The 24,422-nt window shown below is 63.6% G+C and carries 20 protein-coding genes and 1 riboswitch; of the genes, 10 read left to right on the forward strand and 10 right to left on the reverse strand.

All coding sequences use genetic code 11. The features are described from left to right. Positions 1-620 precede the first annotated feature (620 nt). The 4 genes from AC0L25_RS26085 to AC0L25_RS26100 all read left to right on the forward strand — a co-directional run bounded on the left by AC0L25_RS26085 (position 621) and on the right by AC0L25_RS26100 (position 5,891). Positions 621-4,055 (forward strand): helicase-related protein, encoded by a 3,435-nt coding sequence (locus AC0L25_RS26085; protein WP_473598168.1) that lies wholly within the window; start codon positions 621-623, stop codon positions 4,053-4,055. 14 nt (positions 4,056-4,069) lie between these two features. Next, complete coding sequence (locus tag AC0L25_RS26090) at positions 4,070-4,456, forward strand: RNA-binding S4 domain-containing protein (protein ID WP_473598150.1); 387 nt, start codon at positions 4,070-4,072, stop codon at positions 4,454-4,456. 149 nt (positions 4,457-4,605) lie between these two features. Beyond that, positions 4,606-4,944 carry a ferredoxin FdxA gene (gene fdxA, locus AC0L25_RS26095; RefSeq protein ID WP_023762879.1) on the forward strand — a complete coding sequence of 113 codons (339 nt, stop codon included), beginning with the start codon at positions 4,606-4,608 and terminating at the stop codon, positions 4,942-4,944. Positions 4,945-5,309: 365 nt separating this feature from the next. Then, complete coding sequence (locus AC0L25_RS26100; protein WP_027152934.1) at positions 5,310-5,891, forward strand: CarD family transcriptional regulator; 582 nt, start codon at positions 5,310-5,312, stop codon at positions 5,889-5,891. Between the two features lie 104 nt (positions 5,892-5,995). On the opposite strand, the gene AC0L25_RS26105 is transcribed toward AC0L25_RS26100, so the two are convergent. From AC0L25_RS26105 to AC0L25_RS26115, 3 genes are all read right to left on the reverse strand, one after another. After that, positions 5,996-6,769, reverse strand: a complete 774-nt coding sequence (locus AC0L25_RS26105) for an amino acid ABC transporter ATP-binding protein (protein WP_473598151.1) — start codon at positions 6,767-6,769, stop codon at positions 5,996-5,998. Further along, positions 6,766-7,446: an amino acid ABC transporter permease gene (locus AC0L25_RS26110; protein ID WP_023803896.1), complete on the reverse strand. Its 681-nt coding sequence runs from the start codon at positions 7,444-7,446 to the stop codon at positions 6,766-6,768. Before AC0L25_RS26110 ends, AC0L25_RS26105 begins: the two co-directional genes overlap by 4 nt. A gap of 160 nt (positions 7,447-7,606) precedes the next feature. Continuing rightward, positions 7,607-8,380, reverse strand: a complete 774-nt coding sequence (locus tag AC0L25_RS26115) for an amino acid ABC transporter substrate-binding protein (RefSeq protein WP_473598152.1) — start codon at positions 8,378-8,380, stop codon at positions 7,607-7,609. A gap of 333 nt (positions 8,381-8,713) precedes the next feature. Between AC0L25_RS26115 and AC0L25_RS26120 the strand changes: the two genes are divergently transcribed. Further along, positions 8,714-9,577 carry an RNA polymerase factor sigma-32 gene (locus AC0L25_RS26120; RefSeq protein ID WP_473598153.1) on the forward strand — a complete coding sequence of 288 codons (864 nt, stop codon included), beginning with the start codon at positions 8,714-8,716 and terminating at the stop codon, positions 9,575-9,577. Between the two features lie 130 nt (positions 9,578-9,707). Here the strand turns inward: AC0L25_RS26120 and AC0L25_RS26125 are convergent, their stop codons facing one another. The 4 genes from AC0L25_RS26125 to thiB all read right to left on the reverse strand — a co-directional run bounded on the left by AC0L25_RS26125 (position 9,708) and on the right by thiB (position 15,081). Next, on the reverse strand, positions 9,708-11,135 hold the full coding sequence (locus AC0L25_RS26125) for a M48 family metalloprotease (protein WP_473598169.1): 1,428 nt from the start codon (positions 11,133-11,135) through the stop codon (positions 9,708-9,710). A gap of 297 nt (positions 11,136-11,432) precedes the next feature. After that, on the reverse strand, positions 11,433-12,203 hold the full coding sequence (gene thiQ / locus AC0L25_RS26130) for a thiamine ABC transporter ATP-binding protein (RefSeq protein ID WP_473598154.1): 771 nt from the start codon (positions 12,201-12,203) through the stop codon (positions 11,433-11,435). Further along, positions 12,200-13,819 carry a thiamine/thiamine pyrophosphate ABC transporter permease gene (thiP, locus tag AC0L25_RS26135; RefSeq protein WP_473598155.1) on the reverse strand — a complete coding sequence of 540 codons (1,620 nt, stop codon included), beginning with the start codon at positions 13,817-13,819 and terminating at the stop codon, positions 12,200-12,202. Before thiP ends, thiQ begins: the two co-directional genes overlap by 4 nt. Before the next feature lie 248 nt (positions 13,820-14,067). Beyond that, on the reverse strand, positions 14,068-15,081 hold the full coding sequence (gene thiB, locus AC0L25_RS26140) for a thiamine ABC transporter substrate binding subunit (protein ID WP_473598156.1): 1,014 nt from the start codon (positions 15,079-15,081) through the stop codon (positions 14,068-14,070). 43 nt (positions 15,082-15,124) lie between these two features. After that, positions 15,125-15,239: riboswitch (TPP riboswitch) on the reverse strand. A gap of 103 nt (positions 15,240-15,342) precedes the next feature. Here thiB and AC0L25_RS26145 point away from each other — a divergent pair. From AC0L25_RS26145 to AC0L25_RS26160, 4 genes are all read left to right on the forward strand, one after another. Then, positions 15,343-15,981 carry a thiamine diphosphokinase gene (locus AC0L25_RS26145; RefSeq protein WP_473598157.1) on the forward strand — a complete coding sequence of 213 codons (639 nt, stop codon included), beginning with the start codon at positions 15,343-15,345 and terminating at the stop codon, positions 15,979-15,981. Between the two features lie 8 nt (positions 15,982-15,989). After that, a complete protein-coding gene (locus AC0L25_RS26150) occupies positions 15,990-17,810 on the forward strand; it encodes an ABC-F family ATP-binding cassette domain-containing protein (protein WP_473598158.1) in 1,821 nt (606 codons plus the stop codon). A gap of 63 nt (positions 17,811-17,873) precedes the next feature. Beyond that, positions 17,874-18,116, forward strand: coding sequence for a type II toxin-antitoxin system CcdA family antitoxin (locus AC0L25_RS26155; protein WP_258121622.1), 243 nt, complete (start codon positions 17,874-17,876; stop codon positions 18,114-18,116). Further along, entirely contained in the window at positions 18,116-18,415 is a 300-nt protein-coding gene (locus AC0L25_RS26160; protein ID WP_473598159.1) for a CcdB family protein, read from the forward strand. Before AC0L25_RS26155 ends, AC0L25_RS26160 begins: the two co-directional genes overlap by 1 nt. Positions 18,416-18,446: 31 nt before the next feature. Here the strand turns inward: AC0L25_RS26160 and AC0L25_RS26165 are convergent, their stop codons facing one another. Both AC0L25_RS26165 and AC0L25_RS26170 read right to left on the reverse strand, forming a co-directional pair. Continuing rightward, positions 18,447-20,099: a hypothetical protein gene (locus AC0L25_RS26165; protein WP_473598160.1), complete on the reverse strand. Its 1,653-nt coding sequence runs from the start codon at positions 20,097-20,099 to the stop codon at positions 18,447-18,449. 74 nt (positions 20,100-20,173) lie between these two features. After that, positions 20,174-21,472, reverse strand: a complete 1,299-nt coding sequence (locus tag AC0L25_RS26170) for an adenylosuccinate synthase (RefSeq protein WP_473598161.1) — start codon at positions 21,470-21,472, stop codon at positions 20,174-20,176. Positions 21,473-21,794: 322 nt separating this feature from the next. Here AC0L25_RS26170 and AC0L25_RS26175 point away from each other — a divergent pair, with 322 nt between their 5' ends. Beyond that, complete coding sequence (locus AC0L25_RS26175) at positions 21,795-22,685, forward strand: DMT family transporter (RefSeq protein ID WP_473598162.1); 891 nt, start codon at positions 21,795-21,797, stop codon at positions 22,683-22,685. A 111-nt stretch (positions 22,686-22,796) separates the two neighbouring features. Here AC0L25_RS26175 and serA read toward each other — a convergent pair whose 3' ends face one another. Continuing rightward, complete coding sequence (serA, locus tag AC0L25_RS26180; RefSeq protein WP_473598163.1) at positions 22,797-24,398, reverse strand: phosphoglycerate dehydrogenase; 1,602 nt, start codon at positions 24,396-24,398, stop codon at positions 22,797-22,799. Between the last annotated feature and the right edge of the window lie 24 nt (positions 24,399-24,422).

Here is a 24,422-nt window from a genome sequence, read left to right on the forward strand (position 1 = left end):
GCGCCGATCTGTGCCGAAGCGGCACGCAAAGGTTAACGACGGCAGGGCAGCCTGTGCAAAACCCTGTTCCCCACCTGTGGATAAAAGGTGGAAAACCTGTTCACGACACAACATATTGGGGTGAACAAAACAGGAAATATCCGCCAGCGCTGATTCGTCGCCGTTTCGTTCCGGCTTTGACCGGAAGGTTAACGATAAAGGTCGAAAACATTCCTAAAACCGTTAAGGCGCGTTAGGAAGGATCAATAATTTCATAATGTTAGGTGACGCCTGCCGGGATGCGCCGATCGTTCATCGGCAGATGTTAACGACGACGTCCGCTCTGCATGAATCGGGCCAGTTCGGCGATTCAGCATGTGGTGAGACTTGCCGGTGAAAAACCCAAGATGTAGCCGTGAACAAAACCTGAATCAGCACGAGTCAGCGATTCGTAGCTGATTCGTTCCAGACTCGTTCCAACTGTTAAATCAGGACCGGTTGACAACACCAGACGGGGGCCTTCGAGCTGCCGTCGGAACATTCCGCTTTCGCTTCGCGCCCGAAATCCCTATGTGTCGCACACGCGCCACCACGGGGCGCGCTCCCGACAACGCGAGGCGGAGAGCCTTATTTCCAGGTCGATGAACATCCAGCCGAAACACACTGAACCGCTGATCCTGTCGGGCCGCGACGTGACCGCCGTGCTCGGGCCGACCAACACCGGTAAGACCCATCTCGCCATCGAGCGCATGGTGGCGCATGAAAGCGGCATTATCGGCCTGCCGCTCAGGCTGCTCGCCCGCGAGGTTTACACACGCGTCTGCGAGAAGGTCGGTGCTCACAAGGTGGCTCTCATCACCGGCGAGGAGAAGATCCAGCCCGACGGCGCCAAATATTCGGTCTGCACCGTGGAAGCCATGCCGCGCGAGACCGACGCCGCCTTCGTTGCCATCGACGAGGTCCAGCTGGCCGGCGATCTCGAGCGCGGCCACATCTTCACCGACCGGATCCTGCATCTGCGCGGCCGCCAGGAGACACTGCTGCTCGGCGCAGCCACCATGCACGGCATCCTCCAGCGTCTGCTGAAGGGCGTGTCGGTGGTGACGCGGCCACGGCTATCGCATCTCGCCTATGCCGGCTCGAAGAAGCTCACCCGCCTGCCGCGACGCACGGCGATCGTCGCCTTTTCCGCCGATGAGGTCTATGCCATCGCCGAACTGATCCGCCGCCAGCAGGGCGGTGCGGCCGTTGTGCTCGGCGCGCTATCGCCCCGCACCCGCAACGCGCAGGTGGCGCTGTTCCAATCGGGTGATGTCGATTATCTGATCGCCACCGATGCGATCGGCATGGGCCTCAACCTCGATCTCGATCATGTCGCCTTCGCCCAGAACCGCAAGTTCGACGGCTACCAGTATCGCAACCTGACCGCGGCCGAGCTCGGCCAGATCGCCGGCCGCGCCGGCCGGCACTTGCGCGACGGAACCTTCGGCGTCACCGGCCAGGTCGATCCGCTGGACGAGGAACTGGTCAAGAAGATCGAAGCGCATGATTTCGACCCGGTGAAGGTGCTGCAATGGCGCACCGCGCGTTTCGATTTCGCCAACCTCGACGCGCTGAAGCGCTCGATCGAGACCAACGCGCCGGTTGAAGGCCTGACGCGCGCGTTGCCTGCCGTGGATGCGCAGGCGCTCGAACATCTGTCCCGCGATGAAGACATTCGGGCGCTTGCCACCGACGCCAGGCGCGTCGCGCTGTTGTGGGAGGCCTGCGCCCTTCCCGACTACAGGAAGATCGCGCCGGCCCAGCATGCCGACCTGATCGCCTCGATCTACATGGACCTTGCCAGGCATGGCCATGTCGACGAGAATTACATGGCCGAGCAGGTGCGCCGTGCCGACACCACCGAGGGCGACATCGACACGCTGTCGCACCGGATCGCCCAGATCCGCACATGGACTTTCGTTTCCAACCGGCCCGGCTGGCTGGCCGATCAGGCACACTGGCAGGAAAAGACGCGCGAAATCGAGGACAGATTGTCGGATGCGCTGCATGAGCGGTTGACGAAACGCTTCGTAGACCGCAGGACTTCCGTCCTCATGCGGCGCCTTAGAGAAAATACCATGCCTGAAGCCGAAATCAGTCCAACCGGAACCGTCCTCGTCGAAGGCCACCATGTCGGCGAGTTGCAGGGGTTCCGCTTCACCGCCGACCAGAGCGCCGGCGGCGAGGACGCCAAGGCGGTGCGCACAGCAGCCCAGAAGGCGCTTGCTGCCGAATTCGAGGCGCGGGCCGAACGCTTCGGCGCCTCGGCCAATGGCGACATCGCGCTCGGCTCCGATGGCACGCTGCGCTGGATCGGCGCGCCGATCGGCACGCTGGTCTCCGGCGACGAGCCGTTGAAGCCGCGCCTTGTGCTGCTGGCCGACGAGCAGCTCACCGGACCCGCCCGCGACAAGGTCGCGGCGCGCGCCGAGCGCTTCGTCAATTTCCAGATCGAGTCCCTGCTGAAGCCGCTGGTCGACCTCAAGAACGCTGAGCAGATCACCGGCATCGGCCGCGGCATCGCCTTCCAGCTCGTCGAGCATTTCGGCCTCATCAACCGCCGCGACATCGCTGAGGAGATGAAGTCGCTCGATCAGGAAGGCCGCGCCGCCCTTCGCCGGCTCGGCGTACGCTTCGGCGCCTACCACATCTTCGTGCCCGCGCTGATCAAGCCGGCCCCGGCTGGAATGGTGACGCTGTTGTGGGCGCTGAGAAACGACGGCAAGGACAAGGTCGGCTTTGGCGACGTGGTTCACGCGCTGGCCTCCGGCCGCACCTCGGTGGTCATCGATCCCACCTTCGACAAGGCCTTCTACAAACTGGCCGGCTATCGCAATCTCGGCCGTCGCGCCGTGCGCGTCGACATCCTTGAACGGCTGGCCGATCTGATCCGGCCCGCAACCAACTGGAAGCCGGGCCTCGGCCAGCGCCCCGACGGCGCCTATGACGGTCAGTCCTTCATGGTGACGCCGCCGATGATGTCGATCCTCGGCGCCACGGCCGACGACATGGAAGAGATTTTGAAGGGCCTCGGCTACCGGGCGGAGCCGAAGCCGGCGGTCGAAGTGAGGGCGCGACTCGAGGCACAGGACAATGCCGCGCGTGAAGCCGCCGCGGCCAAGCAGGCGTCGGAAGAACAAGCCGAGCAGGCCAAGGCAGCGGACGCCGCGATTGCGGACGCAGCTGCCGAGGCGCCGGCCGAGAGTTCGGGTGCGGATGCGGCTGCCGTTGCAGAGGCTGCAGCCGAAGTTCCCGCGGAACCCGCCACCGAAGCGGAACCTGTCGCGGAAGCTCAGCTGGAAACTCCGACTGAGGTCACGGAAGAGGAGCTGCCTGCAGCCGAAGCCGCAGCTGAAGTGCCTGCGGTATCAGCGGCTCGGCCAGAGGCAGAACCCGAAGCCGCCGAGGTTGAGGTCGCACCGGCGGAACCGGCTTCCGAAGCCTCGCCCGCAACGGAAGCGATATCGGCCGAACCTGCCGCGGCGGCGGAGGCCGCCACCGGCGAGGCTGCTCCAGAGGCCGAGAAAGAGGCCGAGAAAGAGGCCGAAGAGCCAAAACCCATCCTGTTGTGGCGGCAGGGCCGCTTCGACCAGCGTCCGCGCCACCGCCACCACGACAACCGGTCCCGTGACAGGGACAATCGCCCGCGCAGCGGGCAAGCCGCGCGCGATGGCCGCGGCGACGCACCGGCAGATGCCACCGGCGGGCAACCGGCCGGCGCTCCGGGGGGCAGCCGGCCCGTCCACGAAGGACGCCGCGACGGTGCCGGCAAGCCGCGTTTCGACCGCAGCAAATTCAAGCCCAAGCCTCAGGGCGAGACGGGAGAGCGGCGCGATGGCAAGCCGCAGGGAGAGCGTTCCGATCGTCGCGAAAGCCGGCCTGACTGGAAGGGCGGCAGGCAGGACGGCAAGGGTGGCGCGCCAGGTGGAAAGCCCGCGTTCCAGCCTAAGCCTCGCGAGGAGCGTCCCGTGCGCTTCGACCCGGATTCTCCATTCGCCAAGCTCGCCGCGTTGCGCGACCAGCTGAAGAAGTAAGTTCGCTCGCTCCGATGGTCACTGATGCCCGCCAGCGCATCGACAAATGGCTGTTCTTTTCGCGTGCGGTGAAATCGCGCTCGCTGGCAGCGAAGCTGGTGGTGGCCGGACGCGTCCGCATCAATCGCGACAAAGCAGCGCAGGCCTCCGATCTGGTCCGGGCCGGCGACGTCCTGACCATCACTCTCGAGCGGCGCATCTTCGTCTGGAAGGTGCTCGGCACCGGAAGCCGGCGCGGCCCCGCAGAGGAAGCGCGGATGCTCTACGAGGATATGTCGCCGCCACCCGCGCCGAAGGGCGAGGCCGTTGCCGATGCGATTCCCGCGCTCCGCGATGCCGGCAGCGGCCGCCCGACCAAGAAGGAACGTCGGGAGACCGACCGGTTGTTCGGCGACGACTGACGCATAACCGGGTTTCGCCGCATCGCCCCTCTGGAATTCCATTCCGGAAACACCGGTATCGCGCGCAATGGCTGCCCTTGCAAGCGGCGGGTAAAGACGTTACCTCACCAAAAAAGCCCAACAAAAATGGGACGTCCCGGAGCCGACCGATGACCTATGTCGTGACCGACAATTGCATAAAATGCAAATACATGGACTGCATCGAGGTCTGTCCGGTCGACTGTTTCTACGAAGGCGAGAACATGCTCGTCATCCATCCCGACGAATGCATCGACTGCGGCGTCTGCGAACCGGAATGCCCGGCCGACGCGATCAAGCCCGACACCGAGCCGGGCCTCGACAAATGGCTGCAGATCAACACCGAATACGCGGACAAATGGCCCAACATCACCGCCAAGAAGGAGCCTCCGGCCGACGCCAAATCCTTCGATGGCGAAGCCGGCAAGTTTGAGAAATATTTCTCCCCCGAGCCCGGCGAGGGCGACTGACAAGACCGCTGATTCAGCCAGCATAACCCCGCGTAAAAGGCATGGTGCATTAACTGCCTTGACAGGCGGCGATGGCGCATGGCCTTCGCGCGTGCAGCAAAACCTTGATTCTTCCGAGTTTTTGTGCTACATCAACCAAACATGCCGGTGACACAACGTCGATTTATGGCGCAAACGCCCCAAATCACTGAAAGGTGAATTTCTCAATCTGGACCAGAGTGATCTGGGGCAGGCGGTCGCAATTATGCGGTTTGCCGGCCGCGGCTTTTCCGGTGGTTCATAGTTGTGCGGCTAATGATCGGTTACCCGATCGCGCGAGTTCGGCCGGCAGAATGCCGGTACCACACCAAGGAGTTCATGGCGTAATGGCAACAATCACCCCGCAGAAGAAGTCCAGCGCAGCGCGTCACGGTTTTAAGACCGGCGAGTACATCGTCTATCCGGCGCATGGCGTCGGTCAGATCGTCTCGATCGACGAGCAGGAAGTTGCGGGCCACAAGCTGGAACTGTTCGTCATCGACTTCCAGAAGGACAAGATGCGCCTGAAGGTTCCGGTTGCCAAGGCGACCTCCATCGGCATGCGCAAGCTGTCGGAAGAGGATTATGTCGATCGCGCACTGAAGGTCGTGCAGGGCCGCGCCCGCGTCAAGCGCACCATGTGGTCGCGCCGCGCCCAGGAATATGATGCGAAGATTAATTCCGGCGACCTGATCTCGATCTCGGAAGTTGTGCGCGACCTCTACCGCGCCGACAACCAGCCTGAGCAGTCCTATTCCGAGCGCCAGCTTTATGAGGCGGCACTCGACCGCATGGCGCGCGAGATCGCGGCCGTCAACCGTATGTCGGAAACCGAAGCGGTGCGCCTCATCGAGGTGAACCTCAACAAGGGCCCGAAGCGCGGCGCCAAGGCCGACAACGAAGAAGCCGAGCAGGAAGAAGCTGCCTGAGCGCTTCTCACCTTCGAATTTAGAAAAACCCGGCCTCGCGCCGGGTTTTTTGTTTCCGGGTGATCGTCACCCAAAACCGCTACGCGCTTTTTGGGCGGCACGCATTAACCTTCGCCGCCAACTTCCTTCTCTGCCTCCTGCTTCAGCGTCGCGATGAACCGCTTGGTCCGCTGGCGCTCCGGATTGCTGAACAAAACAGCGGCGGGGCCTTTCTCGACGATGCTGCCGGCGTCGAGGAACACCACCTCCTGCGCGATCTTGGAGGCGAGGCGCAAATCATGCGTCGCTATCACCATGGTGGTGCCCTCGCGTGCGAGTTGGCTGAGCACGTCGACGACCTCCTGCGCCAGTTCCGGATCGAGCGCCGAGGTCGGCTCGTCGCACAGCAGCACTTTCGGCGACGGCGCCAGCGCCCGGGCGATCGCCACGCGTTGCTGCTGGCCGCCTGACAGCGTCGCCGGCCAGGCATCGGCCTTGTGTGCCATCCCGACCTTTTCGAGCAGAGCGAGCGCCCGCTCGCGCGCTCGCTCGACCGGCCATTTCAGCACCGTCACCAGCCCCTCCATGACATTTTCGATCACGGTGCGGTGTGGGAACAGCTGGAAATTCTGGAACACCATACCGGTCTGCAGCCGCAGGCGCTGGATGGCCCTGCCGGAAACCTTGCCGCCGGGATGGAATTCGAGCGCGTCGTCACCGATGCGCACTGTGCCCGAAGTCGGGATCTCGAGCAGGTTGATGCAGCGCAGAAGCGTACTTTTCCCGCCGCCCGAGGGACCGACAAGGGCGGTGACGCTGCCTTCCTCGATGGTGACGGTCACGCCCTTCAGCACAAGGTTGTCGCCGAAGCGCTTCTCGATGTCGGTGAGACCGATCATGAGCGCGCCTCCAGGAAGCCGCCATAGCGGTTGAGCCGCTTTTCCAAGCGCGTCTGCAACGCCGACAGCACCGAGCTCAGCGCCAGGTAGAGAGCCGCCGCCTCGACATAGAGGATCAGCGGCTCATAAGTGGTGGCGACGATGCGCTGCGCCGCCTGGAACATCTCCGGCACGGTGATGGCGGCGGCCAGCGATGTATCCTTGACCAGCGAGATGAAAGTGTTTGACAGCGGCGGCACCGCGACTCGGCCTGCTTGTGGAAGAATCGTGCGCCGCATCGCCTGGCCCCAGGTCATGCCGATCGAATAGGCCGCCTCCCACTGCCCCTTCGGCACCGAGCCTATGACGGCGCGGATGATCTCCGACGTATAGGCGCCGATGTTGAGCGTGAAGCCGATCAACGCAGCTGAAAAAGCGTCGAGCAGGATGCCGACCGAGGGCAGGCCGTAGAAGATCAGGAAGAGCTGCACCAGAAGCGGCGTGCCACGGAAGATCCAGACGTAGAAGCGGACCACAGCGACCAGCGGCTTCGGGCCGAACAGCCGGACGAGCGCTGCAACCAGTCCGACGAAGAGACCGAATGCGAACGACAGCAGCGTTAGCGGCACAGTGAAGATCAGCGCGGCCCATAGCAGCGTGGGCAACGAGTCCAGCATCAATTGCAGCCAATGCGGCACGAAAACCCTCCTTGCGAGATTGCCGCCCAAAACCGGCCCCGGCAGCATCGAGGCGCGATCATACGGTCGTCATATCACGCGAAAAGCGGCGGCCGTCAAAGACAGCTCGGCGCGATATTTGCCATGCGGGCCGACAACCGGCTCGCTCCGTGAAATGCGCTTACTTCGAAACGTCCTGGCCGAAATAGGTGTCGGCGATCTTCTGGTAGGTGCCGTCGGCCTTGATATCGGCCAGCGCCTGATTGATGGCGGCGACCAGTTCCGGATCGCCCTTGCGCACGAGGACGCCGGAATAGTCGGCGTTTTCTTCCTGCGCCGCGATCTTCACATTAGCGTCGGGCTTGTGCTTCTTGAAATCGAGGAAGGACAGGCTGTCATTGATGGTGGCGTCGGCGCGGCCGGTAAGAAGTAGCTGGATCGACTGGTCGAAGCCATCGGTGCCGACGAGCTCGGCGCCGTTCTTTTCGGCGAGCTTGCCGAAATTCGAGGTCAGCGACTGCGCCGCCTTCTTGCCCTTGAGGTCGGCAAAGCTCTTGATGTCGGTATTGTCGCCGCGCACGATCAGCACCGCCTTGGAAGCGATATAGGGATCGGAGAAATCATACTTGGCCTTGCGCTCCTCGGTGATACCGACCTGGTTGATGACGGCGTCATAGCGCTTGGCGTCGAGGCCGGCGATCAGCCCATCCCATTTGCCTTCGAGGAATTCGGCCTTGACGCCGAGGCGCTCGGCGATCGCCTTGGCAATCTCGACGTCGAAGCCGACCAATGCGCCCGAAGCATCATGATAGGTGAAGGGGGCATAGGTACCTTCCGTGCCGACCTTGAAGACACCGGCCTGCTTGATCTGATCGAGATTGGCGCCGGCATGGCCTGATGCGACGGCCAGTACCTGCAGTGTTGCGGCGACGATAAGCGATTTGAGCCATTTCATTTTTCTGTGATCCCGTCCTTGGCCTGGGTTCGGCGCGTTTGTGAGCGCCGGAAACTGACAGATGCAGACCGGCAAAATAAGGAATCGGATTTCAAAAATGGCGCGCTTCCGAAATCCAATTCTCAAAACTGTATCAAGTCGCGCCAATCGACCGCGTAGCGACTGCCGCAATGAGCTTTCGCGACGATGCGATCCGCGCGACATCTGCGGCGGAACCATTCGCGCGCGTAGCACGTTTCTTGGCTGTTGTAGGGCGCGGCGTCGCCAATTCAACCACGATGCCAGCTCAGGGTCGAGCGATCGCACCGCAACGCCCGGAACAGGGAGCGTGGCATGATGGAAGATACGGCAGGGCGAACCATGGTCCGCGCGGCGATGAAAGCCCCCTATCTCGAGCGCGACGAAGAGCATCTTCTCGCGTTGCGTTGGAAGGAGGACAACGACCAGCAGGCGCTGCACCAAATCGCCATGGCACATATGCGGCTGGTCATCTCCATGGCCTCGAAATTCCGCCACTACGGTCTGCCGCTCGGCGATCTGGTCCAGGAAGGCCATGTCGGCCTGCTGGAGGCAGCGGCCCGCTTCGAACCGGAACGCGAGGTGCGGTTTTCGACCTACGCGACGTGGTGGATCCGCGCCTCGATGCAGGACTATATCCTGCGCAACTGGTCGATCGTGCGCGGCGGCACCAGTTCGGCGCAAAAGGCGCTGTTCTTCAATTTGCGGCGCCTGCGCGCCCGCTTGGCGAACGGTGCCGAGCCGATCTCGAACACCTCGCTCTACCGCGAGGTGTCGGTGGCGCTCGGCGTCTCGGAGGCCGACGTGGCGATGATGGATTCTCGCCTTTCGGCACCGGACAGTTCGCTCAACCAGCCGCTCGCCGACGATTCCGGCGCCACCGAGCGGATGGATTTCCTGGTTTCGGACGATCCTTTGCCGGACGAAGTCGTGGGTGACACGATCGATGTCGAACGCCGCTCTGTCTGGCTGAAAACGGCGCTCGGCGCGCTCAATGCCCGCGAGCTCAGGATTATCGAGGAGCGCCGGCTGAGCGACGAGGGCGCGACGCTCGAAGCCCTTGGCGAGGCGCTCGGCATCTCCAAGGAACGCGTCCGCCAGATCGAGGCACGGGCCATGGAAAAGCTCAAGATAGCGCTGGTCAAGCAAAACCCCGAGTTTCTGGCGACAGCCGCCTAGGGTGGTGGGTTGAGATTCAGGTTAGGCCGAGGTTTCCGAGAACCGGAGCGGAGCGTACTTAAAGTACGTGAGCACCGGAAGCGCAGGAAACTGCCGTTCGCAGGCCGGCATCACCTGAATATCGACGCACCTATCTGTCGGTGATGATCTTGACCTTGTCGCCGGCCGAAACGGCTGCGCCGGGCGACATCGCATTGAGCACCCTGAACAAGTCGAGCTTGCGGTCGACGCCGACCATCTGCGCGGCGAGCGAACCCATGGTCTGTCCGGGCCGCACCGTGACGACGCGGATATGCAGCGGCTTCAGCGCCGCTTTCTCGGCCGCGCTCAAGATACGGAAGGAGCCGCTGACCGCGCGCGCCACGGCATCCAGCGAGGTGCTGGCGGAGGGGGCAGCCGTCAACAGCCGGTAGACCTGGCCGCCGGCGCGGATCACCGCGATGTCGAACTGCCAGCCCTCGGCACTGGCATGCGCCGTCGCCGCCTCGTTGCCATTGATCGTTTCCTGGCGCACGCTGCTTTCGTCGAGACCGGCCACCCAGCCGCTGCGGATGTAGTCGGTCAGCGAGCGGCTCTTGTCGATCGAAACGCCGTCGAAGCGGATCGCTATGTCGCCTGGCCCGGTTGCCGTCACCGCCGCGGCCGAGTTGTCGATGATGAAGCCGTCGGGCACCGAGAACGACACGCCGAGCCCCGGATGCAGGAAGGTTTCGCCACGCACATAGCCCTCCTCCGGCGTGTCACCATAGAGCAGGCCGTCTATGCCGGCGAGAAAGGGGTCGCGGTCGCGCGTGCCGACGCCGGGCGCCCCGAACTGGCGGGCATGGCGCTGCGCCAGGTCGATGCGCTGCGGCGTGTTGGGGTGCGTCGCCAGGAAGTCGAGGCTGGCGTCGGTGGCGCCGCTGATCGAGCGGAAATCGGTGTAGGCCGACATGGACTGCAGGAAGCGGCCGGCAGCAAAGGGATCGAAGCCCGCCTCGCCGATCGACTTGATGCCGATGCCGTCGGCCTCCAGCTCCTGATTGCGCGAGAACTGGGCAAGCCGCAACTTGCCGCGGATCAGTGCCGCCTTGGCGGTCGGGCTGTCGCCGAGCACGTCGGAGACGACCTTGGTTGCAAACCCCTCCTCGGCCTCGAGCTGCTGGCGCTGCAGGCCGTGGTTTGCAGTGACGTGGCCCATCTCATGCGCGATGACCGCGGCGAGCTCGGCCGAATCGTTGGCCAGCGCCAACAGGCCGCGCGTGATGTAGAGATAGCCGCCCGGCAGCGCGAAAGCATTGACGTTGGGCGAGTTGAGTATGGTGATGCGGTAGGTCTGGGTCGGGTTGGCCGACACCACGGTCAGACTGCCGACGACCTTGGCGACCATGCGCTCGAGCTTGGGATCGGAATACTCGCCGCCATAGGTGGCGAGGATGCGCGGGTGCTGCGCCCTCGCCATTTCGGCGAGCTTGCTGTTGGCGGCGACATTGTCGACCGTGATCGGTTTGCTGGAAGGCTGGAAGCCGGATTCCTGAACATCCGGAGGCGTGAACATCTGGCAGCTCGCCAGCGCCATGGCAAAGCCGGCCAGCGCGAAGAAGCGCGCCAGCGGTTTCCTTCTCACTCTGTCGGTGCCGGTCGGCAGAACAGCTTCCTTTCGGGTCTCAGCACATGGCCCTGAAAATCGGGCATCGATTTTCAGAAAGGATCATGCGCAACATCAACTGCCACAGCGTCCTTCGCGCCCACGAGCACGCATGGCACCGTAGTGGCAAATCACAACCTATGCCGGACCAGTATCGGAGGACCTAGCCACACTAGTTTGACCATGGCAAGCAAGCACCACATCGCCTGAAGCCGGTTTGGCCGTAAATTATGTCCGCTTCCGGGCAATATCTCGTGATCCTGCGCCAAACGGACCTGCACCGATATAGCGCCGGAAGGCTTCCGGTCCAGCCTTGGTAAAAAAATCGGCGACGGCCCCGGTTGCGGCAACCGTGCCATTGTCCAGGAACACCATGTCTTGGCCGATACGGTGGGCATCCTCCGGCTGGTGCGTGACGAACAGCACCGTCATGCGCCGCTCCGCATGAACGCTGGCTACCAGATCGAGCATGTCGTCGCGCAAGGCCGGTCCGAGCGAGGCGAACGGTTCGTCGAGCAAGAGCACCGGCCGGTCGCGAACCAGGACGCGGGCGAGCGCGACGCGCTGCCGCTCGCCACCGGAGAGTTCGTGCGGCAGGCGCTGTTGCTTGCCGGCAAGGCCGACGCGCTTGAGTGCCGCTGCGATCGCAGCGTGATCGGTCTCGGTCAGCCTGAGCGACGGCGAGCGGCCAAGGCCGACATTTCGCTCGACCGAAAGATGGGCAAAGAGATTGTTTTCCTGGAACACCATCGACACCGGCCGCGCCGAAGGCGGTTTGGCGCCGAAATCGGCGCCGCCGATCAGCACGCGGCCCGATTGCGGCGCCTCGAAGCCGGCCACCAGATTAAGCAGCGTCGATTTTCCCGAGCCGCTCGGCCCCATGATGGCGGTGATCTTCGAGGCGGCGAACTCGACATCGAGTAAAAACGGCGCTTCGCGATAGCTGAACGAGACCTTTTCCAGCCGCACAGCCGTACCGCTTTCGCTGTTGAGCGTCATGATTTTTCTCCCCGTCCCAGCCAGTCCGCGGCCACGACAAGCGCGAGACAGACCAGGCCGAGCAGCAATGCCAGGCCTGCCGCGTCCATAGTGCGGTAGCTGCCCATGCGCGACAGCAAGAGATAAGGCAGCGTCTGCAGGGAGTCGCTGCCGAACAGGGCAATGACGCCGAGATCGCCGAGCGACAAAGCGATCGCGAACGCGAAACCGGTGGCGAGCGGCCGCCGCAGCGACGGCCAGTCGACCAGCCGGAACCGGTCCCAGCCCGAAATGCCAAGCAGCAAACAGAGCCGTTCGTGGCGTTCGCTCGCCGCATCATAGCCGGGGCGAATGGCGCGGATGGCAAACGGCATCGCCATCACCGCGTTGACGGCGACGACCATGACAGGGGCGATGGCAAAGACGTCGCTGACAGCACGCAGGAGCAGGAACCAGCCGGCGCCGATGACGATGGGCGGCACGACGAGGACGAAGCCGGCGCCGGCATCGGTGGCGTATTCGAGCAGCGTCTTGGCGTCGACGCGACGCCTCAAGGCCAGCGCCCGTCGTGCCATGACGAGCGACAGCGACAGCGCCACTGAAAGCAGCGCCGCCAGCAAGGCGAGCACGGCGCTGGTCAGCGTTGCCTGCCGCACCGCGCGCTCGGCCGCCAGCCGGCCGAGATCGGCGCCAAGGCCTGACGTCACCGTGGCCGCCATCGGCCCGGCGACGAACAGCAATGCCAGAACGATCAATGCTGCGTTCAGCACGGTCTCGGCCGTACCAGCCGAAAGATACCGGCGCGGTGCCACCGGCAGGTTGGCGTCGCCGACGGTGTTGGCGCCAAGCCGCATCAAAGCAAGCACCACGATGAAGGTCAGAGCGATCTGCAGCAGTGTCAGCGTCACCGCGCGGGCAGGATCGAAATCGAAACGCAACGCCTGGTAGATGGCGACCTCCAGTGTCGTCGCGCGCGGCCCGCCGCCCAGCGTGAGCACGATAGTAAAGGATGTGATGCAGAGCATGAAGACAAGCCCGGCGACGCCTGGCAGTACCGCACGCAGCGTCGGCCATTCGATCAGCCGGAATGCGGGTCTGGCGCCCATGCCGAGCTGGCTCGCCAGCCGCCACTGGTCGGCCGGCACTGTCGCCAGCGCCTCGAGGAACAGCCGCGTCGCCAGCGGCAGATTGAAGAAGACATGGGCGACGAGGATGCCGGGCAGGCCGTAAATGCCCGGCCAGCCCTGGCCGCCAATCGCGGTGAGCACGCCGGCGAAATAGCCGGCACGGCCATAGAGGGCCAGAATGCCGAGCGCAGCGACGATCGCCGGCAGCGCAAGCGGCACGGCAAAGAGCTGCAGGATCAGGCCGCGGCCAAAGAAGCGCGGATGCCGCGACAGCGCCCGCGCAACGAACAGCGCCGGCACGACGGAAAGCAGTGTTGACAGCAAAGCCTGCCACAGCGTGAAACGGGCGACGCGGAAGAGGTAGGAATCGAAGCCCGAAATGGCGCCGGACGGATCGCGTGTAGCCTCAAGGATGAGCCCGGCGAAGGCCCCGCCGATCAGCAGCGCAACAGCGGCAAGCGCGATGGTGCCGGCGGTGACGCGGGGATCGGTAGGATGGCCAGTGTGCATGCCGCCCTGCCTAGTTCAACGATCGTCGAAGCAAAAAATATGGCTGAGGTCGAGTTCCCGCCCACCCCCCTCTGTCCTGCCGGACATCTCCCCCTCAAGTGGGGAGATTGGCAGCTTCACCCTCGCCTCAATCTTTCGACTGTTGCGATTGGCGAAAGCGGAAGTGACATCCGATCTCCCCCCTTGTGGGGGAGATGTCCGGCAGGACAGAGGGGGGCGCCGTAGAGTAATCATCTTTCAATCACAAGCTACTCGCTCATCACCGACAGCCATTCGTCGACCCAGGCCTTTCGGTTCGCGGCGACCTCTTCGGGGCTGAACAGCAAAGTCTTGGTCGGCTTGATGAGCTTGTCGAAAGCCGGATTGAGCGGCTTCTCGGTCTTGCCGGCCGGGAACATCCAGTTGGTCTCGGGAATGACATCCTGGAATTTCGGCCCGGTCATGAAGGCGATGAACTGTTTCGCCAACGGGTTCTTCGCACCCGTGGTGGTTATGCCGGCAACCTCGATCTGCAGATACTCGCCCTCCTCGAAGGACGCTGCCTGATAGCGCTCGGTGTTTTCGGCAACCATGTGGTAGGCCGGCGAGGTGGTGTAGGACAGCACCATCGGCGCCTCGCCCTTGGTGAACAGGCCGTAGGCCTCGCTCCAGCCCGGCGTCACGGTGAGGACTTTTGCCTTAAGCTTGGCCCAGGCTTCCGGCGCCTTGTCGCCATAAACCGACCTCACCCACAACAGCAGGCCGAGACCGGGCGTCGAGGTGCGCGGATCCTGGATGACGATCTTCTCATCGGCATCGCCCTCGACCAATTCCTTCAGGCTCTTCGGCGGGTTTTTGAGCTTTTCGGTGTCGTAGACGACGGCGAAATAGCCATAGTCGAACGGCACGAAAATATCGTCGCTCCAGCCGCCTGGCACATTGACGTCGATGACGGCGCCATGCGGTGAAAACAGGCCGGTGGCCTTGGCTTCCGCCGTCAGATTGGTGTCGAGGCCGAGCACGATATCGGCCTTGGTCGCGGCCCCTTCCAGCTTGACGCGGTTGAGCAGGGCGACGCCGTCGGCGACCGCGACGAATTCGAGAGTACAGCCGCATTCGGCCTCGAAGGCCTTCTTCACCGCGGGGCCAGGACCCCAGTCGGCGGTGAAGCTCTCATAGGTATAAACGGTGAGTTTTTCCTGCGCGGATGCTGGCCCGGTGCCGGCGAGAACGGACGCCGCAAGCAGCACTGCCGAAACAAGAGTGTATAAAAACGTGCGCATCGGCGCCTCCTTCGTTAGTGTTGAAAGGAATTGAGGCGTCGGGCTGTCCGAAACGTCTAATCCCTCCGCCGGTACAAACCGGATCAGGTTCAGCGGGTTGGCATGGTTGCCTCTCAGCTGGTCCGCGAAGATCGCGTCCAGCACCCCGTTAGAGCGTTTCGACACATAGGCCCGGCCCAGTTGCGGCGCAAGCGGAAGTTTTGCCGGGCATCCAGCACGCGGCCTTCCGTTTCGCAAGCAGGGCTGGTAAGGGCCACGCATATGAGCAAATTCACCATTCTGCTTGGCGGCGATCTAATCCGCACGCCGCTGCTCGACCGCCAGGTCGAAGGCTCCCGTGTCATCGCCGCCGACGCCGGCATGAGCCATGCCCGGACGCTGCGCCTGACGCCGGAACTCTGGGTCGGCGACTTCGATTCGGTGCCGGCGGATTTGCCGGACGAACTGGCCGCCGTGCCCCGCCAGGTGTTTCCGGCAGAAAAGGACAAGACCGACGGCGAACTGGCTATCGCCGCCGCGCTCGAACGCGGCGCGACCAGCCTCGTGCTCGCCGGCGCGTTCGGCGGCAAGCGCACCGACCACACCTTCCTGCACCTGGCGCTCAGCGTCCGACTGGCCGAGGCAGGCACGGAGGTGCTTTTGACCAGCGGCGCACAGGAAGGCATCCCCTTGCTTCGCGGAAAGGCCGGCTTCGACTACGCCGATGGCACGCTGTTTTCGATTCTCGGCTTTTCCGACCTTTCCGGCCTGACCGTGACCGGCGCCAAATGGCCGCTGAACCATGTCGAGGTGGCATTCGGCTCGTCACTGACCATTTCCAATGAGGTCAAGGGCCGGCTCGAAATCGCGCTGGGCAGCGGCCGCGCGCTGTTGCTCGGACACCCATTTCCCCTTACCTGAAAGCTGACATGGCGCCGCCACTTCTCAATCTCGACGGCATAAAACTGACCTTTGGTGGCACGCCGCTGCTCGACGGGGCGGAACTGACGGCGTCGGCAGGCGACAAGATCGCTTTGGTCGGCCGCAACGGCTCGGGCAAGTCGACGTTGCTCAAGATCGCTGCGGGATTGATCGAGCCGCAGGACGGTGAGGTGTTCCGCCAGCCTTCAGCGACAGTGCGCTACCTGCCGCAAATGCCCGACATGGATGGTTTCGCCAGCGTCCGCGCCTATGTCGAGGCGGGGCTCGGACCCGCCGACGATCCCTACCGCGCCACCTATCTGATGGAGCATCTCGGCCTGTCCGGCGACGAGCAGCCAAACGATCTCTCCGGCGGCGAGGCGCGCCGTGCCGCCCTTGCCCGCGTCATGGCGCCGGAGCCCGACATTCTTCTCCTTGATGAGCCGACCAACCATCTCGACCTGTCGGTCATTGAGTGGTTGGAGGAGGAGCTTGCCCGCACCTCTTCGGCGCTGATTGTCATCTCGCACGACCGCCGCTTCCTCGAGCGCGTGTCGCGCGCCACCGTCTGGCTCGATCGCGGCCAGACCCGCAGGCTGGACAAGGGCTTTGGCCATTTCGAGGAATGGCGCGACACCGTTCTGGAAGAAGAAGAGCGCGAGCAGCACAAGCTTGGCCGCCAGATCGTGCGCGAGGAGCACTGGTTGCGCTACGGCGTGACGGCAAGGCGCAAGCGCAACATGCGCCGGCTCGGCGAACTGCAGACCATGCGCCAGCGCTTTCGCGGTCATCGCGGCGCCGAAGGTGCGGCGACCATGGTGGCCAGCGACGCCGCCGAATCCGGCAAGCTGGTGATCGAGGCCAAGAACATCGAGAAGAGCTTTGGCGATCTCACCGTGGTCAAGGGATTCTCGACCCGCATCCAGCGCGGCGACCGCGTCGGCCTGGTCGGCCCGAACGGCGCCGGCAAAACGACGCTGCTGAAGATGCTGACCGGCGAATTGAAGCCGGACTCAGGCACGGTGCGGGTCGGCACCAATCTGGAGATCGCCACGCTCGACCAGAAGCGCGAGGCGGTCGATCCGCAAGAGACGCTGGCGCAGTATCTCACAGACGGCCGCGGCGAGAACCTCGTCATCAACGGCGAGCAGCGGCACGTCGTCTCCTATATGAAGGATTTCCTGTTCAAGCCGGAACAGGCGCGCACGCCGGTGCGCGAGCTTTCGGGCGGCGAGCGGGCGCGGCTGCTGCTCGCCCGTGTGCTGGCGCGCCCGGCAAACCTGCTGGTGCTCGACGAGCCGACCAACGATCTCGACATGGAGACACTGGAACTGCTTCAGGAACTGGTCGCCGGTTTTGCCGGCACCGTCATCCTGGTCAGCCACGACCGCGATTTCCTCGACCGCACCGTGACCAGCCTGATCGCGCCGGACGGCGGCGGCCGCTGGATCGAATATGCCGGCGGCTATTCCGACATGCTGGCGCAGCGCGGCGGCACCAGGCTGGACGACCGCAAGGCACGGCCAAAAGCGGAGACCAGCGAAGTGGCGGTGGCAGCCAGGACCGAAGCAGCTGCGCCGAAGGGTCCAGCAAAGAAACTGTCGTTCAAGCAGAAATTTGCGCTGGAATCGCTGCCGAAGAAGATCGAGGCGGTGAACGCCTCGATCTCACGGCTGGAGAACAACATCGCCGACCCGGCCTATTACGAGCGCGACCCGGCCTCGTTCCAGAAGACCATCGTCGCCCTCGACAAGGAGCGCGCCACGCTGGCGGCGCTCGAGGAGGAATGGCTGGAACTTGAAATGCTGCGCGAGGAGATGGAGGGGTAGACGCTTCGCCGTTGCTCCAATACGAAAATGCGCATACATTATGCGCATGCTGCGGAGGTTATCATGCGAAAGATAGCTATGAATGCGGTTCGTCAGCCGGCAAATCTGTCGATCGACTCAAAGCTCATGAAGGAAGCCAAGGGGCTCGATGTGAATGTCTCGCGCGCCGCCGAAGCCGGCATTGCGGAGGCAGTGGCCGCCGAAAAGACACGGCTGTGGAAGCTTGAGAACCGCGCAACGATAGATGCGTGGAACGAATATGTCGAAAAACACGGCATTCCACTGGCAGAACATCGGCAATTCTGATGGCGCGGTATGACGCCTTCGCAGCTAGCATTGACGGCGGCTATCTCCTCGACGTCCAGGCCGATCTGCTCGACCATTTCAAAACCCGGGTGGTCGTCCCGCTTCTGCCGGTCGCGACGGCGCCATCGCCAATGCGAAAGCTTCATCCCATTTTCGAGATCAATGGGCGGAAATTGGTCATGGCTACCCATTTGATCGCCACGGTTGCAACGACTGAACTGGGCGAAAGCCGGCTGAATCTGACGAGGCATCACGATGACATCGTGGCCGCGCTCGACATGCTGTTCCAAGGCTTCTGAACCGTTGGGGAGTTAGGCCGATTAGCCGGCCTCAGCCCGCCGTCTTTGTTTGCCAGGCCTTCAGCGCCTCGTCGAACACCTTCTCGCCGGGAATGCCCTTTTCCATGGTGAGCAGCGCCCGCCGTCCGGTCTTGTAAACGACCGGCACGTCGATCCAGTTCTGGCCCCGGAGCAGGGTCAGATTGGCGTCTTCGTCCGCCTTGGTGTCGTTGAGAGCGACCAGGAAGAAGCCGTCGGCGATCTTGGCCGGGATGCCGATCAGCGGGCTGCCGGCATCCTGTTCAGAGCCCTTCATGGCGACGCGCAGGATGTTGTCGACGCCGCCGCCTTCGAAACCATCGGGCGTCAGGAAAATCATCTCGATGATGTGGCTGGCCGGCAGTGTCTGGTCGGTGTTGCGGCGGATGGTCATGCGCAACTGCACATCCTTACCCGGAATGCTCGCTTCGGCGCGGATTGCCGGCTCGGGCGGCAGATTGCCGCCGGGCGATTCCTGCACAAGCGACCAGACGATGCTGCCGGGCTCGGCCGAGCCTTGGGCGGTGCTGGTGCGCTCCTCGTAGAAGATTGCCTTTTGGCCGACCGCCAGCGCGGTTTCCGCAGGCGCGGCTGTCGGCGCAGCCGGCGCGATACCTGGGGCCGGCGCGGCCGGGGCGGCTGCGCTATCGGTCGGCGTTGCCGGCGCCGGCGTTGCTTCATCGGCAGGCGGTGTAGCCGGGGCGGCGCCCGGTGTGGCGGGCGCAGTCGTGGCTGGCGTAGCGCCGGTCGGCGCTGCAGGCGCAGGTGCGGCCGGCGGCGGCGTGGTCAGTGCTGCGACTGATTCGCCCTCTCCGATGCCGCTTTGTCCTGAAGCGGGACCGGGATCAACCTCACCGCCCTCCGGTGTCAGTCGCTGGGTGAACTTTGTGCCCTCGGCATCCGTTGGAGCCGCTGCGGCCGGGGGCCTTGCCGCGGCATCGGTAGCCGGCTCAGCCGGAGTCGGCTTCACCAACGGTTCTATGGTTGCGACCGTCGTGCTGTTGAGACCCAGCATGTTGCTGAACGCGTCTTTGTTCAGCCAGACGCCGTAGCCGCCGCCGGCGACGACGAGCAAAGCGACGACAGCGGCGATCAGCCCGCCATAGCTGCGCCTGCGCTCGGCAGGACGCAGGCGCGGAAAGTCCGGCGCCGGCTCCTCGTCGTTGGGAAAGACATCGTCTCTAAAGGTATCGCTCTTCTCGTCCGCCGCCGGAAAATCCGCGTCCGAAGGCACCGCATCGGTGCGCTCTGGAGGAGAAGCAACGGATGGCGGTTTTTGCCAATTCGGCGCGGCTTTGGCGGCAGGCGCCGGCTGCCATGCCGGCTCGGTCTGTGCCGGTTGCCATGCCGGCTCGGTCTTTGCCGGCTGCCGGACATGGCTGGGTTGGTTCTTATTGCGGTCGATGGAGGAGAAGATGTCCTCCAGCTCCGACAGCGGATCGGATACCAGCGCAGGCTTGGCGTACTCCCGCTCGACGCTGGCGATGGCGTCCTCCAGGGTGCGCTTATGCTGGGCAACGACCGAAGGCGCCAGCGGCGGTATGTTCTTGGCCAGCTTGTCCGCGATCGTCGAGCGAGCCCTGTCATAGACTCTCGCGCGTGTCTCCGGCGTCGGGTTGTCGAGTTTATCGAGCGTCTTTTTCAGAGCACCAACAAAATCTGCCATGCTTCAGTTGACCTGCATTTCGTTTCTGGGCCGGCCCCCGCAAATCGGCCGCGATGCCCGGAACGGCTGAGAATCTAGTCTTGAAACGGATCGGTCACAAGTATTGTGTCGTCCCGTTCAGGGCTGGTGGAAAGGAGTGCGACCGGCGCGCCGATCAGCTCCTCGATGTGGCGGACATATTTGACTGCCTGGGCCGGCAGATCGTTCCAGCTTCTGGCTCCGGCGGTGGTGCCTTTCCAGCCCTCCAGTGTCTCGTAGACCGGTTCGACGCGCGCCTGCGCACCCTGGCTGGCCGGCAGATAGTCGATCGCTTCGCCATCGAGGCGATAGCCGGTGCAGACCTTGATCTCGTCCAGCCCGTCGAGCACGTCTAGCTTGGTCAACGCAATGCCCTTGATGCCGTTGACGGCGACGGCCTGGCGAACCAGCACGGCATCGAACCAGCCGCAGCGGCGCTTGCGGCCGGTGACGACGCCGAATTCGTGGCCGCGCGTGCCCAGGAACTCGCCGATCTCGTTCTTCTGTTCGGTCGGGAACGGACCTTCGCCGACACGCGTCGTATAGGCCTTGGTGATGCCAAGCACATAGCCGATCGCACCCGGGCCGACGCCGGATCCGGCGGCCGCCTGACCGGCGACCGTGTTGGACGAGGTGACGAACGGATAGGTGCCGTGGTCAATGTCGAGCAGCGTGCCTTGCGCGCCCTCGAACAGGATACGTTCGCCGGCGCGGCGCGCGTCGTCGAGGATCTTCCAGACACGGTCCATATACGGCAGGATCTCGTCGGCGACCGAAATCAGCTCACTCATGATTGCGTCATGCGTGACTTCGCCGTGGCCGAGTCCACGGCGCAGCGCATTGTGGTGCGTCAGCAGCCTGTCGACCTTCAAGGGCAGCGTTTCCAAATCCGCCAGATCCATCACCCTGACCGCGCGCCGGCCCACCTTATCCTCATAGGCGGGGCCGATGCCACGACGGGTCGTGCCGATCTTCGTCCCGGAATTGGTGGCGGCATCTTCGCGGAATCCGTCCAGCTCCCGGTGCAAGGACAGGATAAGCGCGGTATTTTCGGCTATTTTTAGGCGCTCCGGCGTCACCTCGACGCCTTGCGCCTTCAATTTCGCCACTTCCGCGACGAAGGCGTGCGGATCGAAGACGACGCCATTGCCGATGATGGACAGTTTGCCTTGCCGCACCACGCCGGACGGCAGCAGCGACAGCTTGTAGACCTTGCCGTCGACGACCAGCGTATGGCCGGCATTGTGGCCGCCCTGGAAACGTACGACGACGTCGGCGCGCTCCGACAGCCAGTCAACGATCTTGCCTTTGCCCTCGTCGCCCCACTGCGAGCCGACGACCACCACATTGGCCATGTTTCTTTTCCCTTGAGGCGCCGCTCGGAGCGGCTTGAAATGGTTCGAAACGACAGGCTTCTATAACCTCAAGACCCGGCGAGCGCGACCATTCTTTGCCGCCGAAAGCGTCCTGAGGCACAACAATTTTCGCCTTTGACATCATTTACTTGGGCGAACCACCACAATAATGCATGTCGCGCAAAAGTGCGCAGCGGTTTTGCGATAACGACCTGCATAAAAACAAGAACCTAAAGCGCGTCGCATATGCTCCGTTCAGGCGCGACGCGCTTTAGGTCGGCAAAAGACCCTTCGCCTGCGCTCCCGGCTGGAAATTTTAGCTATGCATCGAACCGCCTATCTGTTCCTGCTGTTCACCACCTTGCTGTGGGGCGGCAACTCCGTGGCCGGCAAGCTGGCTGTCGATCACATCTCGCCGATGACGCTGGTCTTCCTGCGCTGGGTTCTGGCCGTTCTGATCATGCTGCCGATCGGCTGGCGAACGCTGCGCGAGGACTGGCCGGTGGTGCGCAGGCATTGGTTGCTGCTTGGCGGGCTCGGCGCTTGCGGCTTCACCTTCTTCAACGCGATCTTCTACACGGCGCTCAACTACACGACGGCGATCAACGTCTCGATCGAGCAGGCGGCGATACCGATCGTGATCATCCTCGCCAATTTCGTGCTGTTTCGCCTGCGCGTGAACCGGGTGCAGATCGCCGGCGTCGTGCTGACGATCATCGGCGTCGCCCTGACCGCCAGCCACGGCGATCTGCGCCAGCTTCTCAAACTGGATCTCAACTTCGGCGACGCCATCATGCTGATCGCGGTGCTTTGCTACAGCTTCTACTCGGTCGGGCTGCGGCTGAAGCCGGCCATACGCTGGCAAAGCCTGATGCTGGCGCTGTCGATTGCCGCACTTGTCACCTCGCTGCCCTTCTTCCTGTGGGAAGTGGCCGCCGGCAAGGTCATCGTCCCCGATGCGCGCGGCTGGGCGATAGCGTTCTACACCGCGATCGGCGCCTCAGTCGTCTCGCAGATCTTCTATATCAGGGGCAACGAGCTGATCGGTGCCAACCGGGCCGGCCTGTTCATCAACCTGGTGCCGATCTTCGGCACGCTGCTGTCGGTGCTGATCGTCGGTGAGACATTCCAGCTCTATCAGGGGATGGCCCTCGTGCTGGTGCTCGGCGGCATCAGCCTCGCCGAATACAGCGGAAGGAAGATGGCGATTTAGCCGGCAAATGTTCGGAATCGGATCAGGATAGTGCAATCCAGAGCCCGTCGCAGCCGTTATCGTCGAAACGCCCCGGGTGCTTATAGAGCACGCGGGGCGCGCGGACATGATTCAGGCGCCGCCCACATCGAAATGCAGCCGCTTGGCGGAGTCGATCGACTTGTGCGCTCGCACCTGTTCCAGCACGTTTTCCGGAAACGGCGCATCGAGATAGAGCAGCGCAATGGCATCGCCGCCAGGCCGGTTGCGGCCGAGCTGGAAGTTGGCGATGTTGACGCCGTTTTCGCCGCAGACCGTGCCGAGCAGGCCGATGATGCCGGGCGCATCGGCATTCGTCGTGTAGAGCATATGCTGGCCGACCTCGGCGTCAAGGTTGATGCCCTTGATCTGGATGAAGCGCGGCTTACCGTCCGAGAAGCAGGTGCCGGCGATCGAACGCGTCCTATGCTCGGTCTTGACCGTCAGCTTGATATAGCCGTCGAACACGCCCGATTTGTCGCGCTTGACCTCGGCGACGATGATGCCGCGCTCCTTAACCATGATCGGCGCCGACACCATGTTGACATCGGAGACCTGCGGCCGGATCAGCCCGGCAAGGGTGGCGCTGATCAGGGCGCGCGTGTTCATCGTCGCGGTCGAGCCGTCGAACAGGATCTCGACCTCTTTGATCGGGTCCTCGGTGACCTGGCCGACAAAGGCGCCGAGCACTTCGGCCAGCTTGACGAAAGGTTTTAGGCGCGGCGCCTCCTCGGCGGTGATCGACGGCATGTTGATGGCGTTGGAAACGGCGCCCTTGATCAGATAATCGGCCATCTGCTCGGCGACCTGCAGGGCGACATTCTCCTGCGCCTCCATGGTCGACGCACCGAGATGCGGTGTCGCCACCACATGCTCCATGCCGAACAGCTCACTTTTCTCCGCCGGTTCGACCTCGAACACGTCGATGCCAGCGCCCGCCACCTTGCCGCTTTTCAACGCCGCGATCAGGTCGGCCTCGACGATCAGCCCGCCACGGGCGCAGTTGATGATGCGCACGCCGGTCTTCATTTTGGCGATCGCCGCGACGTCGATGATGTTGCGCGTCTTGTCGGTCAGCGGGGTGTGCAGCGTGATGAAATCGGCGCGGGCGAACAGCTCGTCCAGTTCGACCTTCTCAACGCCGAGCTCCTCGGCACGGCTGTCCGACAGGAACGGGTCGAAGGCGATGACATGCATCTTCAGGCCGACGCCGCGCGTGGCGACGATCGAGCCGATATTGCCGCAGCCGATGATACCCAGCGTCTTGCCGGTGACCTCGGTGCCCATGAAGCGGTTCTTTTCCCACTTGCCGGCATGGGTCGAGGCATTGGCTTCCGGTATCTGGCGGGCCAGCGCGAAGATCATGGCGACGGCATGCTCGGCGGTGGTGATCGAATTGCCGAAGGGCGTGTTCATGACGATGATGCCCTTGCGGCTCGCCGCCGGGATGTCGACATTGTCGACGCCGATGCCGGCGCGGCCGACCACCTTGAGCCTGGTGGCCGCGTTGATCAGCTTCTCGGTGACTTTGGTCGCCGAGCGGATGGCGAGGCCGTCATACTGGCCGATCACTTCGAGCAGCTTTTCCTTGTCCTTGCCGAGATCGGGCAGGTAGTCGACGTCAATGCCGCGATCCCTGAATATCTGCACGGCAGTGGTGGAGAGTTTGTCTGAGACGAGAACGCGGGGCGCCATAGCGGCCTCCTTCAAATGGGATTT

It is taken from the genome of Mesorhizobium sp. WSM4813 (assembly GCF_055811555.1).